Source organism: Desulfosalsimonas sp. (assembly GCF_046483245.1).
Taxonomy (GTDB): domain Bacteria; phylum Desulfobacterota; class Desulfobacteria; order Desulfobacterales; family Desulfosalsimonadaceae; genus Desulfosalsimonas.
In genome coordinates, this window is the sequence record NZ_JAWODO010000041.1 from 1 (window position 1) to 13490 (window position 13490).

Sequence of the window (13490 nt, forward strand, 5' to 3'; positions counted from 1 at the left end):
TCCAATGCACGGAAGAAAGGAGTTCCATGCCATAGGGGGTTTCAAAGCCGTCCACGAGATCCGCTACTTTCTCAAGGTTTTTTATAGCTGCTGAATCCTGCTGGAGGAAACGATCGGCCTCTTTATTTGCGTTTGGCAGTAATGTAATTTCCACATCCGGTTTTTGAGTGTCTCCGTATCCCTGGATATAATGACCTTCCAGAATCTCAAGCATCTTGTTAAGGTTATGGGCATAGGGGCCGTATAAGTGCTTGACATATCGTAGTTTTAAGTCAAGGCCAGACTCCTGGAGGAAATATGCAAGCTTTTGAATTTCCAGAAGCGTCAACCGATAGGCAAAGCGCGCATACTGCTGCATGAGTTTTACCAATAAAGCCCGGGCGACCGTCATGTTCGGTCTGGCAGTACCCACTGGCATATCCGCGGCCTCCGGACTGCCTTTCGGTTCAAAGAGTTTAACCTGGACCTCCGGCATTTTGGCAAACGCCTCTTCGATCATTGCTTTGACCCTGGTCCACTGTAATCCGCCAAAACCAGAGCCCAGTGGCGGAATGGCAATGGAGTGAATATCTCTTTCCTGCACTTCCTTCACCAGCGCTTTCAGACCCGATTCAATATCCTCATAACGGCTTTTGCCGCGCCAGTGACGCTTGGTGGGGAAATTGATAATAAAGCGCGGATTGAATATCTGGCCGGTTTCAAAGATGAACATGCGCCCGGGCATGACGTCTCCCCGCCGACATGCGGTCCATGTCCTCTACTGTATCTGCCCAATATGTCGCATAAACCATATCCCAGTCAATCTTTTCCAAATCATTGATATCATCGAACCACTCGGTATAAGCTGCAATGCCATGACCATCGGAAAACACAAAATCAAGACCGGCCTGGATGATTTCTTCGACTGTTGACACGGCATAGATTAAGGGCTCCTGAAAAATCGGGGGCATTTTTCGGGGTATCTCTAACATCCTAATTTTAAAAATTTTATTATTATAGCAAGTTATCTTAAATTTTCGAGTCCTTGACGCCACCAAATGTTCAAGCAGTTATGCTTTTTTCAGATAATAAAAAACCGGCCCCGGAATGGCCATTCCGGGGCCGGTTTTTTTGTTTCGGCGCTGTGTTCGGCACCCCACAGGTTCGCCGCTCCTTTATGTGATGCGCTGTGTGCGGAAAACGAAAGGAAACCACATTAATGGGATGTAAAAAGCTTTTTCTTGCCATGGCTGGCTTCCATGTTTAACACTATCAAAAACATCTGCTTGCTGATGTGTCTGTACTACACTATGATACTGGGATAGTTAAAGCAGTCTCCTGGCAATATCGGGGTGAAAAACTGGTTATTCCACAGGCCGCTCTGGATTATCACAAAACCAAACATACTGAAGCGATGAAATTAATCAGCCGTTATCTGTCTAAAGCATTTGTTGTTTTTCTGGTGGTGCACCTGGCTGCGGGGTTTGCAGAATCCGGGGCCGGAAGGATTTCAGCGAACCTGGAAAATTATTTGAGTGCCGGCACACAAGCCCGTAGATTCTGGATCGGGTGTGCGCCGATTTCGGTGCGGCAGGAAATTGCGCAGGTCTATGCCGAACGCGGATACCAGCCGGTATGGATGAATGAAAACGGTCTTTCGGATGCAGGCCGGGAATTTATAAAAGCTGCGGGCAAGGCCGGACGCCACGGACTGCTGCCGGATGACTATTATCACGGATGTCTGGCCGAGTGGCACAAAAGGCTGGCATCCCGGGAGCCCGGCCGGTTTATTGCGCGGAACCTTGCAGCCATGGACATCATGCTTTCCCATGCGTTTTTCAAATATGCAGACCACCTGGCCCACGGAAAAGTCGATCCCCTTAGCGTATATTCCAGTGAGGTGATTGAATATCCGGAGAAGAATAAAGCCCAAAAAATCCTCGGTTTTCTGGGTGAAATAAAAACACCCGGAGATGTGCGGCAGGCCTTACAGGCACTGGCCCCGGCCGGAGACGGCTACAAGGCGGCCACAGCCCAGGCCGCACGCCTTCAAAAGCGCATGGCTTCCGGTGCGCAGGTGCGCATGGCCGCCGGAGAAGTTCTTCGAAAAGACGATAAATCGCCCACGGTTTTGCAGCTGCGCCAAATCCTGGCCGCAGAAGGGGATCTTAAAAAGGTGGAGAAAAGCAGCCTGTCGCCTTTTTTTGATGCCGGGCTGAAAAAAGCCCTCATGAGATTTCAGAAGCGCCACGGCCTGGTCCCGGACGGGGTGGCGGGCAGACAAACCATAGCCACGCTCAACCGGCCCTTACACGACCGGATGCAAACAATTCGCGCCAACCTGGAGCGCCGGCGGTGGCTGCCCCGAAAGCCTGCAAGGCGGCGCATTGTCATCAATTCCGCCGGGTTTGAACTCAATGCCTGGAAAAATCAGGACCGTGTATTGAAAATGCGCGTGATCTCAGGCACAAAAACCGAGATGACTCCACTGTTGACCAAAAACATGGCCCGTCTGGCGATCAATCCCTACTGGAATGTGCCGCCCGGGGTTCTGAAAAAAAAGGTGCTTCCCAAAATCAGAAACAACCCGGACTATTTTGCCGAAAACCATTTTGAAGTCCTCAGCGGATGGCAGGCCAATGACACCCGTGTGAGCCCGGAGGCCATCAACTGGTCAAACGTTTATATCCGCAATTTCCCGGGGCGGCTGCGCCAGAAGCCCGGCCCCTGGAATGCACTGGGGCGGATCAAGTTCATCTTTCCCAACAGGTTTAGCATCTATCTGCACGACACTCCGGAACAGCACCTTTTTCAGCGGCGGGTGCGCGCGTTTAGCAGTGGCTGCATCCGGGTGGAAAAACCCGTTGAACTGGCGCTTTTTATTCTGAGAAACAACCCGTTATGGGACCGAAAGCGCATAGAGGAAACCATTGAAAGGGGGGAAACCACAGCTGTGCGCGTCCATGACCGGATTGCGGTTCATCTGGTCTACCGGACTTTCTGGGTCAGCCCAAGGGGCGTTGTCAATTACCGGGATGATGTTTACGAACTCGACAAGGCGCTGCAAAAAGCCCTGGATGCACAGTAAGACGGCCGGTGTGAAACACAGGATACTACAAAGGCTTGAACCGGTTTTCTACCAGAAACGCACTGGCCCCACATCCACGTGCACAAATTCGGAATAGGCTCCGGCTCCGCCGGCCTTTATTTCCCTGGCGGCTTTGTACAAACGCCGGTTATCAACGCCGCTGATATGAATGTCTGCGGCCATGGCCTTTAAGTGATAGCTGTTTTTGACCACTCCGCTGCCCTTCGAACGCAGAAGCCGGTTATACTCCGGGGACCGGTAGCCGGAAATCAGCCGGATGGGCCGGCGGCCGGCGCCAAGGCGGGTGTGTATCCGGTCGATCAAAAGATACAAAGACGGCTCAATGGGTTTAACCGTACCGTTGTAATGACAGCGAAACACCCGGTCCAGTTTCTCCCGGGCGCCGGCAATCCAGTTGCCCTGACCGTCGAGATACCGGATGCGCACCGATTCTCCGGTATGTATATTGCGCACGCAAAGAACGCCTGAAATTCCGCGGCTGCGGATTCCGGCTCCGGCGGGCCGGGCTGCAAGCCATGGAAGCATGCATGCGAAAGTGCCGACGGTCGCCTGTTTTAAAAAGGATCTTCGGGATATGTGCATTTTCTTCGGCTGGTTTTAAGTTGAAAGTTGGAAGGTTCGGCAAAAAAATTCAGTTTGATGACAAATAACAGAATTTGAAAGAAACGTCAACACGGTTGGCAAGGCTGCCGGTTTCAGGAGGGTTGACACTGGATTTTTCGGATCAGATTATGCTTGACAGGTAGCGAAAAAACGGGTTTAATGACGGGATTTATATGTGATTGATTCTTTCCTTGCTCTGATTCGGAAAAGATCCGATTCCGACAAATCAGGGCTTTATCAGCCAAAAGGAGGACAAATGAACCATTACGAAAACATTGTGATCATTGACGCCGATGTCGGGCAAGACGACAAGAAGGCGTTGATGGAGCGCCTGGAAGAGCAGATGAACCGGCGAAACGGCGTTTTGATCGAACTCGATGACTGGGGTACTCGCAAGCTGGCCTATGAAATCGGGAAAAAACGGCAGGGCCAGTATGTGCGCATTGATTTCTGCGGCAACGGCGAGGTTGTCAGCGCCATGGAGCGCACGCTGGTACACGACCAGCGGGTGCTGCGTTTTATGACCATCCGGCTGGAAGAAAACGTGGATGCAGAAAGCCTGAAAGCGGCCAAAGAACCGCAGCAGGCCGCTGCTGAAAGCCCGGCCGAAACCGATACGTCCGAAGCCGAAGCCACCCAAACCCCCCAGGCGGCGGCCGCACCTGAAGCGCAGGCCGAGCCGGCAGCAGAAGAAAAGGAGTAGATCCAATGGCTGTAATGAACAAAAGACGTTTTTTCCATCGCCGCAAAGTCTGCCGCTTCTGTGCCGACAGCAAGCTGGCAATCGATTATAAAGATCCGGGCATGCTCAAATATTTTATCACCGAGCGGGGCAAAATCATCCCCCGCCGGATTTCCGGAACATGCGCCAAGCATCAACGGCATTTGGCCACTGCCATCAAGCGGGCCCGTAAAATCGCCCTGCTTCCTTACGTGGGCACATCGGACCTGTAACCGGCACTCCGCAGCCGCCCATATTCGCAAAAATCACGGAAGGGGCCAAACAGCCCCCGGATCCATGATGACGACATATAATCCACGCGATATTCTGGCGGGCACCGGCATTCTGGCCTTGTTCGGGGCTGTGGCGCTGTATTTTCCCATCCTGGGATTTGCCTGTTTTCTGCTTTTGCCCCTGCCCATGCTTTTGTACCGGCTCAAGCTGGGCCGCAAAAGTGCCGGGATCATGGCAATACTTGCCGTGGTTGTCATTCAGGTGTCCGGGCCCGGTCATGTGGTGGACCTGTGGCTGATTTTGTGCATGATCGGCCTGGGATTTGCCATGGCCGAGGCCCTGTTGCAGAATTTAAGCGTTGAAAAAACCATCGGCTACCCAGGCGCCCTGATATGGACCGCAGGGCTGGCTGCGCTGCTGTTTATCGGCAGTTTTTCTGCATCCGGACCCCTGGAAATGATTTCGGAATATGTCCGCAGGAACCTGGAGCTGACAGCCGCGACATACGAGACAATGGAGATGCCCGAATCCAGCATTCGGGTGCTCACCGAGTCCATGGACCGGATTCATTATGTGATCATGGGCATTCTGCCGGCCTTGACAGCCTCGGGCCTGATTTTTGCCGGCTGGGCAAATCTGCTGATCGCCAGGGCCGCACTCAGGGCCAGACAATTGCCCGAACCGGCCTTTGGCCGGCTCAATCTGTGGAAAGCCCCGGATGCACTGGTTTGGGCGGTGATTGCATCGGCACTGCTGCTCTGGGTGGCAAGCGGCCCCCTGGCCTTTATGGGTGCCAATGCATTGATTCTACTGATGCTCATTTACCTGTTTCAGGGCATTGCCGTGATCTCATGGTATTTTGAGCAAAAACAGATGCCCCTGTTTCTGCGGGTGCTGATATACGTGTTAATCGCCATCCAGCAGGCACTGGCCCTGGTGGTGATCGGCCTGGGATTTTTCGACACGTGGGCTGATTTTCGAAAAATAAACGCAGCTCCCGGTGATCATCCGGATCCGTCATAAATAAACGGATCCCACGAGCTAAAAAATATGCAACTTACGTGCACCATCGGAGGACAAAAGATGAAAGTCATATTAAAAGAAACCATCGAATCTCTGGGCATTATCGGCTCAGAGGCGGATGTGAAGGCCGGTTATGCCCGCAACTATCTGATTCCCCAGGGCAAGGCCGTGCAGGCCACCAAAGAAAACCGCAAAAAAATGGAGCAGGAGCGGGCCAAGATCGAGCTTCAGCTTGCCAAGGAAGGCAAGCTTGCTGAGGAAATGGCCGCCCGGCTCGAAGGCATCACCGTGCAGATTCCGGCCAAGGTGGCGGATGAAGACCGCCTTTACGGATCGGTTGCCGTGCGCGACATTGCAGAAGCCCTGGAGCAAAAGGGAATTGAGGTGGAAAAACGCGCCATCCTCCTGGCCGACCCCATCAAGACCCTGGGCACCTACCAGGTCCCGGTGCGCGTCTACCGGGATGTTGAACCGGAAATCACCGTGGAAGTCGTGCCCGAATCCTGAGAATCGGGTCGTTTCATACGTGTTTGAAGCGGATCTGCCCTGCCGGGGCGGATCCGCCTTAAAAAAACAAACCGCAGCGCTTTTCAGCGGTTTGTTTTTTGATTCACACCTGCCGGGGCCGGCTTGATGTCCCGGCTGTATATCCCGGGCCGTGCCATGAGCAGCAAAGATCCGTCGCTTCAAAAGCTTCCGCCCCAGAGCCTCGAGGCCGAGGAATCCATTATCAGCGCTGCCCTGCTGGATAACAATATCCTGCTCGACATCCTTGATATCCTCACGCCCGAAGCCTTTTACAAAAGCGCGCACCAAAAAATTTTCTCCGCCATCACCGAACTGTTTGCCGAAGACCAGCCCGTGGACCTGGTTACCCTGGCTGAACATCTAAGGCGCTCCAACCAACTCGAATCCATCGGCGGAGCAGCCTACCTGGCCAAAATCGTGGACACCGCGCCTGTGCCGGCCAATGCCAAGCACTACGCCCAGATTATCCAGGACCGCGCAGTACTGCGTCATTTGATCCGCACGGCAAGTGATATCGTGGAAAAGTGCTACAGCGAGTCGGGCAGCACCGACGATGTCATTGATTACGCCGAAGGGGCCCTGTTTGATATTGCGGATAAAAAGCAGAAGCAAAACTTTTATCCCATCAGCAAAATCATTGAATCCAACATTGATGCCCTGGAAGCCCGACAGGGCAACAAGTCGCTGATCAGCGGGGTGCCCACGGGATTTCAAAAACTCGACCAGATGACATCGGGTTTCCAGGCCTCGGACCTGATCATCATGGCCGCCCGCCCGGGTATGGGCAAAACCGCCCTGGCCCTGAACATGGCCCGGTATGCGGCCGTGGAGGCCGATACTCCGGTTGCCATGTTCTCTTTGGAAATGTCAAAGGAACAGCTTTCCATGCGGCTTTTGTGCGCCGAGGCCCGCATTGACTCCTCCCGGGTGCGGGACGGGTTTTTCAATGATGACGACTGGTACAGCCTGACCAACGCCGCAGGCGTGCTATCTTCTGCGCCCATCTATATCGATGATTCGCCGGACCTGACCTCCCTTGACATCAAGACCAAGACCCGCCGTCTGAAACGGGAAAAGGGTGTGGGCATGATCATCATCGATTACCTGCAGCTCATGCGGCCGCGGAAAAACTTCGAACGCCGGGAACTGGAAATTTCGGAAATGTCGAGAACTCTCAAAGGTCTGGCCAAGGAATTAAACATTCCCATTCTTGCCCTGTCCCAGCTCAACCGCCGCCTGGAGGATCGCAGCGACAAGCGTCCCCAGCTTTCCGATCTTCGCGAGTCCGGGGCCCTTGAACAAGACGCGGATCTGGTTATATTTATATACAGGGATGACGTCTATAACCCGGACGAAAACAATCCCAACAAAAACATTGCCGAAATTCACCTGGCCAAGCAGAGAAACGGGGCCACTGGAATGTGCCCGCTGGTGTTCAAGGGCGAATACACCCGGTTTGAAAATCTGGCCTACGGGCAATACGCACCAGAATTGGAAGGGACGTAAGCCGGCAATGCAAGCTTTAAATAAAAGGGAGCGGCAACTGTTAAGCGAATGAAAAACATTTCAGGCAATACCGGCGGACTCAAGGCCGGCGCAGTCCGGCGGATTGAAAATTTGTACCACCACCGAATTCCGCCGGAATCTGTCATTTCTCCCGACCTGGCCGGGGAAATCTGCAACATCAGCGCTGAAACCCGCCGCCAGATCGGACTTCTGGTGGAGCGTTCCGGAAAGATCGCCCGGGTGATCGTGGGCGACAACCAGAAAATCCTGCTGCCCGACACCAGCGAATACCGAACCCCCCCGGGCCGGCTCAAGGGGCTGCGCTGCATCCACACCCACTTAAACGATGAGACACTGACCCGCGACGACCTCACGGACCTGACACTTCTGCGCCTGGACATGATGACGGCAATCACCGCAACGCGTGAGGGAAAGCCGGAGCGGATGCATATCGCCCATATTCTTCCGTCTTCTGCAGCCAGCCAGCCCCACCAGATCCTGGATCCGGTCGATCCCATGGATCCACAGGTGGACTGTGCGGGCCTGATCCGCGCAATCGAGGACGAACTGTCCCAGCACCAAGCTACCCGAGAGGTCACGGAAGGAAAGGAACGGGCGGTTCTGGTCAGTGTCACCACCGCCTCCCGGGCCCGGGCACAGGCGTCTTTGACAGAACTGCGCGAGCTTGCCCGCTCCAGCGGAATCGAGGTGTTAGACACCATTGTCCAGCACCGCAAAAAGATCAATCCCAGGTTTCTGATGGGAACCGGAAAGCTAGAGGAGCTGACCATCCATGCCATGCAGACCGGGGCCACCTTGATTGTTTTCGACCAGGAGTTAAATCCGTCCCAGATGCGATCGATCACCGACCAGGTCGAATTCCGGGTCCTGGACCGCACACAGCTCATCCTGGACATTTTCGCCCAGCGGGCCCAGTCCAGGGAAGGAAAGATCCAGGTGGAACTGGCCCAGCTCAAATACCTGCTGCCGAGACTGGTATTTAAAAACACGGCCATGAGCCGGCTGACCGGCGGCATCGGCGGCCGGGGCCCGGGTGAAACCAAGCTGGAAATCAACCGCCGCCGGGTCCGGGACCGGATCACTCGCCTGGAAAAGGCTTTGGGAAACGTCAAAAAACAGCGCAAGCAGCAAAAAGCCCGGCGTTCCAAGCGGGGCCTGCCGGTGATTTCCATTATCGGTTATACCAACGCTGGCAAATCCACCCTGCTAAACACCCTGACCCACAGCCAGGTGCTGGCTGAAAGCCGGCTTTTTGCCACCCTGGATCCGTCGAGCCGGCGGCTGAAATTTCCCAAAGACACCGAGGTGATCATTACGGATACAGTGGGCTTTATCCAGGATTTGCCAAAAGAGTTACGCGTGGCCTTCCGGGCTACACTGGAGGAACTGGAAAACGCGGATCTGCTGCTGCATGTCATTGATGCGGCCAATGCCGACTGCCTCCGGCAAATGCAATCCGTGCACGGCATTCTCCGAGACCTGGGGCTGGACCGGATCCCGGTACTCAATGTCTTAAACAAGCAGGACCGGGTGGATGCCGGCACCATGGAAGTGCTTGCAGCCAAAACCAACGGCATCGCCATTACCGCAACAAAGGCCCAAACCCTGCATCCGCTTATTGAAAAAATGGAGCAGGTCATTGCCGGAGAGGCGACAGGACCGAATTTTTTGTGGCCGTCGGATGATGCGGCCATGGAAATAAATCCCCTGTTGACGGATACCGGCCGGGTGCTTTAATATAGATTACTTATGGATTTGAACCTGATCAAAAATACGGCAGTGGGGGCGGCCTACAAAAGCGGCGAAATCCTCCGCAGCCACTTGGGCAATTTCGGAGAGGTCAGCAAGAAAGGTCCCAAGGATCTGGTCACGGCCGCAGACATTGCATCTGAAAAACAGATCATAGAAACCATCCAAAGCCGTTTTGCTGATCACAAAATCCTGGCCGAGGAAAGCAATGCCGAAGATACCGACACTGACGGCTGCACCTGGATCATTGATCCTTTGGACGGCACCACCAATTTTGCCCACCAGGTGCCGGTTTTCTCTGTTTCCATTGCATTTGCCGAAAACGGGCAGCTCAGGGTCGGGGTGGTGCTAAACCCCATAACCGGGGAGTTGTTTACGGCCGTGCAGGGACAGGGCGCGCAGTTAAACGGCCGGTCCATAAGCGTTTCAGACTGCCGGCAGATTTCTGAGAGCCTTTTGGTGACGGGTTTTCCCTATGACATCAAGGAAAATCCCGAACCGTACATGGATAAATTTGCCAGATGCCTTTCCGCCGCCATTGGCGTGCGACGGCTTGGCTCTGCGGCCCTGGATCTGTGCTTTGTGGCCTGCGGAAGGTTTGAGGGCTTTTGGGAGCAGGGATTAAAGCCCTGGGACACGGCCGCGGGAACCCTGATCGCCCGGGAAGCCGGTGCACGGGTCACGGACTTTTCCGGCAGCAACTATGATATTTACAATAAGGCACTTCTGGCCACAAACGGCCATATTCACGAAGATTTGCGTTCATTGTTAACGTAAACCAGATAAAGAAGAGATACCATGAAGGAGTTTTACTTGAGCGACGAATACGAAGACACAGTGGAATGCTACGGCAGGTTTGACATCCAGGCCCGCATTTGCCGCAAATACTGCGCCCTGCGCCTGCGCTGCGCGGTGGAGCAGTCCCAGCAGATGCGCATTGAACAACTCGAGGATCTGATGAATTCCTACGAGGCCACCACCAACATCCAGTAACGCTTAAAGCCGCATCTTGCCGGGGTTTAAAATCCCGGCAGGATCAAATGCGGCCTTGATCCGCTGCATCAGGCCAAGAGCGGCATCTGAAATTTCCTTTTGCATATAGGGCGCTTTGGCCAGACCCACACCGTGCTCCCCCGAGATGGTTCCGCCCAGGGCCAGGGTGAAATCAAAGATCTCATCCACGGCCTGTCGGGCGGCCAGCAACTGGGCCGGCTCGTTTTTGTCCAGCATGATGTTGAAATGAATGTTTCCGTCACCGGCATGGCCGAAGCTGACCATGGTCAGCCCGGTTTTTTGGCCCAGTTCGCGGATTTTCTCCACCATTTCCGGCAGCCGGCTTCTGGGCACCACGATGTCTTCATTGATCTTGTGGGGCCCGTAGGTGTAAAGGGCCGGGGAAATGGCCTTGCGGGCCCGCCACAGCCCGGCGGCGGCATCCGGGTCCCGGGCGACACGGACATCAAGGCCTCCGTGGTCGGCCAGCACCTTTTCAATCTTTTCCAACGCTTCTGCGGTTTGTCCGGGGCTGCCGTCGGCTTCAATGAGCAGCATGGCCTCGCGGTTTTCGGGGACCCCGCCTTCCAGATAATTTTTCACGCAGGAAATGGCGTTTTTGTCCATGTACTCCAGGGCTCTGGGTACAATGCCGCTTTGCAGTATCGCGGCCACGGCCCGGGCGGCATCGGTCATTTTCACAAACCAGGCGGACAGGGTTTCAACGGTTTGGGGCTGCGCCCGCAGGCGCAGGGTCATCTCCGTGATCACCCCCAGGGTCCCTTCTGATCCCACGATCAGGCGGGTCAGGTCATAGCCCACCACGCCCTTGACGGTCTGCACCCCTGTTTTGATGATCTCGCCGGTGGGCAGCACCACCTCCAGGCCCAGCACGTAATCGCGGGTCACACCGTATTTCACCGCCCTTGGACCGCCGGCGCATTCCGCCAGATTGCCGCCCAGGGTGGAAAAGTCCGCACTTGAGGGATCCGGTGGATAAAACAGGCCTTGGCCGGCCACAGCCCGCTGAAACTCTCCGGTGACCACCCCGGGCTGGACAACACCGATGAAATTGTCGGCATCAATGCGGACAATCCGGTTAAAACGGGTCATGACCAGCACCAAGCCCTGTCTGGCGGCAAGGGCCCCACCGCTCATGCCCGATCCCGCCCCCCGGGGAGTGACGGCAAAGCCGTGGGCTGTGGCCAGTTTCAGGATTTCGGCCACCTGGCCGGAATTTTGCGGAAATGCCACGGCCTCGGGCACGTGCTCATTGCGGGTGGCATCATAGGCATAGCTCACCCGGTCTTCTTTTTGCCGGGAATAGTTATCCGGCCCCAGGATCTGACCGAGCTGGTCATGGACTTTGGGAGAAATGGGTTTAATCGCTTCCGGACTCCAGTTTTTTCTCGATGATCTGCACCTGTCGGAACAGCTCGCCCTTGAGCTTGAGTGCCTTTTCCACCGAGTTGATGGAATGGATCACCGTGGCATGTTTCCGGTTAAACTTTCTGCCAATGGACTGCAAAGGCTGGCTTGTATGTCTGCGGGCCAGGAAAATGGCCACCTGCCGGGTCCGCACCACGGATTTTTTCCTGGACCTGGAAATCATGTCCTTTAGCGGAACCCCGAATTCCCGGCTCACAAGCCGGGAAATGGAATCAATGGTAATGGTTTTTTTCCGGGTGACAATATTTTTGACCACCTGCTCGGCCAAATCAAGATCGATTTGATCGCCCATCAGGCAGCTGCGGGAGGCCACGCCGATCAATCCGTTTTCCAGCTGCCGCACATTGTCCACCAGTTCGCCGGCCATGTATTCAGCCACCTGCCCGGGCAATTCAATACCCCGACAGCGCGCCTTTGCCCGCAGAATCCGGAGCCGGGTTTTGAAATCCGGAGCATCGATTGCCGTCATCATGCTCTGGCCCAGCCGGGATATGAGATGATCGCTCATTCTGGGAATCTCTGATGGGCTTGCGCAGCTGGAAAATATGAGCTTCTTGCCGGACTCATACAGGTGATCCAGCACCAGGGCCAGTTCGGTCTGCGTGCGGGTGCGGCCCGAAAGGATGTGGATTTCCTCGAGCAGCAGCACGTCACAGCCGTCCCGGTACCGCTTCTTGAAGGTGTCCAATGAATTGCTCTTAATGGCGTTCACCATTTCATTGGTAAAATCCTCGGCACTCATGTAATAGACGCGCTCGCCCGGGGAAACCGACAAAATCTTGTGCCCCACGGCCTGGGACAAATGACTTTTGCCCATGCCGGTGCCGGACAGAAGAAACACGGCATTGACGTTTGCGCTTTTGCCGGATGCCAGCTCCATGGTGGCCTGGTAGGCCAGGTTGCAATTGTGGCCCACCACGAAATGATCAAAGGTATAATCTTTTCGCAGTATCCGCCCGTTCATGGGCTGGGCGGCAATACCGGGCAGGGCCAGCTGCCGGCCCCGGGTTCTTTGCCCGGCGGCGGGATTGCCGTTTTGCGCCCGGTCATTGTTGTGACCCTGTTTCTGGTTTGCGCTGTTTACCTGCAGGGAGAATGTCAGCGGCCGGCCGTTTTTGCGGTTGAGCTCATGGTTGATCAGATCCGTGTAATTGGCCATGATTCTTTTTTTGATGAAAAAATTGGGGCATGCCAGAATCATGGTGTCGCTTTGCGCCTCGACAAACTCAATGGGCTCAATCCAGAGGCGATACAGGCTCGGGGAAATCTGGTCCTTGATAGCGGTTTTAACATCGTTCCACACGGTCTTCATGAGCCATTCTCCATTAATATACAAACAGGATGAACAAAAATATACAGTCACAATCAGCAATGGATATGATATGCTTATGCAAAAGCCGAAAACATCAGAACCGTATCTTTATGGTAAATCAATACGACTGGAAGGTATCCAAACGGCCTTAAATCGCCGGGAAATATTGAATTGACGGGATCTGGCTCCCATCGAATGCCCCTGGTTATAATACAGGGCCCGAAAGCGATCAAGTCCGATGAGACTCGGTTTTCCCCATTTTC

At 54.7% G+C, this 13490-nt stretch carries 14 protein-coding genes; 9 read left to right on the forward strand and 5 right to left on the reverse strand.

Annotated features, from left to right (window positions below):
* Both R6U41_RS04035 and R6U41_RS04040 read right to left on the reverse strand, forming a co-directional pair.
* A partial coding sequence (locus R6U41_RS04035; protein WP_410268553.1) for a macro domain-containing protein occupies positions 1–724 on the reverse strand: 724 nt, incomplete at its 3' end.
* Positions 699–971, reverse strand: coding sequence for a DarT ssDNA thymidine ADP-ribosyltransferase family protein (locus R6U41_RS04040; protein WP_410268554.1), 273 nt, complete (start codon positions 969–971; stop codon positions 699–701). The genes R6U41_RS04040 and R6U41_RS04035, both read right to left, overlap by 26 nt.
* Positions 972–1393: 422 nt before the next feature.
* On the opposite strand from R6U41_RS04040, the gene R6U41_RS04045 reads away from it, so the two are divergent.
* The gene (locus R6U41_RS04045) at positions 1394–3067 is read left to right on the forward strand and encodes a murein L,D-transpeptidase (protein ID WP_410268555.1); all 1674 of its coding nucleotides are present in this window, start codon (positions 1394–1396) and stop codon (positions 3065–3067) included.
* A 48-nt stretch (positions 3068–3115) separates the two neighbouring features.
* Here the strand turns inward: R6U41_RS04045 and R6U41_RS04050 are convergent, their stop codons facing one another.
* Entirely contained in the window at positions 3116–3541 is a 426-nt protein-coding gene (locus R6U41_RS04050) for a YcbK family protein (protein ID WP_410268556.1), read from the reverse strand.
* 406 nt (positions 3542–3947) lie between these two features.
* On the opposite strand from R6U41_RS04050, the gene rpsF reads away from it, so the two are divergent.
* The 8 genes from rpsF (at position 3948) to R6U41_RS04090 (ending at position 10466) form a co-directional block, all read left to right on the forward strand.
* Positions 3948–4394 (forward strand): 30S ribosomal protein S6, encoded by a 447-nt coding sequence (gene rpsF, locus R6U41_RS04055; RefSeq protein ID WP_410268557.1) that lies wholly within the window; start codon positions 3948–3950, stop codon positions 4392–4394.
* A gap of 5 nt (positions 4395–4399) precedes the next feature.
* Positions 4400–4645, forward strand: a complete 246-nt coding sequence (gene rpsR, locus R6U41_RS04060) for a 30S ribosomal protein S18 (RefSeq protein ID WP_181551442.1) — start codon at positions 4400–4402, stop codon at positions 4643–4645.
* A gap of 64 nt (positions 4646–4709) precedes the next feature.
* Positions 4710–5669 (forward strand): DUF2232 domain-containing protein, encoded by a 960-nt coding sequence (locus R6U41_RS04065; protein ID WP_410268558.1) that lies wholly within the window; start codon positions 4710–4712, stop codon positions 5667–5669.
* A gap of 60 nt (positions 5670–5729) precedes the next feature.
* Positions 5730–6176 (forward strand): 50S ribosomal protein L9, encoded by a 447-nt coding sequence (gene rplI / locus R6U41_RS04070; protein ID WP_410268559.1) that lies wholly within the window; start codon positions 5730–5732, stop codon positions 6174–6176.
* Positions 6177–6332: 156 nt separating this feature from the next.
* A complete protein-coding gene (dnaB, locus tag R6U41_RS04075) occupies positions 6333–7703 on the forward strand; it encodes a replicative DNA helicase (protein WP_410268560.1) in 1371 nt (456 codons plus the stop codon).
* Between the two features lie 48 nt (positions 7704–7751).
* The gene (gene hflX, locus R6U41_RS04080; RefSeq protein ID WP_410268561.1) at positions 7752–9461 is read left to right on the forward strand and encodes a GTPase HflX; all 1710 of its coding nucleotides are present in this window, start codon (positions 7752–7754) and stop codon (positions 9459–9461) included.
* 12 nt (positions 9462–9473) lie between these two features.
* Entirely contained in the window at positions 9474–10250 is a 777-nt protein-coding gene (locus tag R6U41_RS04085; protein ID WP_410268562.1) for an inositol monophosphatase family protein, read from the forward strand.
* 21 nt (positions 10251–10271) lie between these two features.
* The gene (locus R6U41_RS04090; RefSeq protein WP_410268563.1) at positions 10272–10466 is read left to right on the forward strand and encodes a hypothetical protein; all 195 of its coding nucleotides are present in this window, start codon (positions 10272–10274) and stop codon (positions 10464–10466) included.
* Between the two features lie 3 nt (positions 10467–10469).
* On the opposite strand, the gene R6U41_RS04095 is transcribed toward R6U41_RS04090, so the two are convergent.
* Together R6U41_RS04095 and dnaA are read right to left on the reverse strand one after the other, a co-directional pair.
* The gene (locus R6U41_RS04095; protein WP_410268564.1) at positions 10470–11768 is read right to left on the reverse strand and encodes an FAD-binding oxidoreductase; all 1299 of its coding nucleotides are present in this window, start codon (positions 11766–11768) and stop codon (positions 10470–10472) included.
* 79 nt (positions 11769–11847) lie between these two features.
* On the reverse strand, positions 11848–13227 hold the full coding sequence (dnaA, locus tag R6U41_RS04100) for a chromosomal replication initiator protein DnaA (protein ID WP_410268565.1): 1380 nt from the start codon (positions 13225–13227) through the stop codon (positions 11848–11850).
* Positions 13228–13490 lie beyond the last annotated feature (263 nt).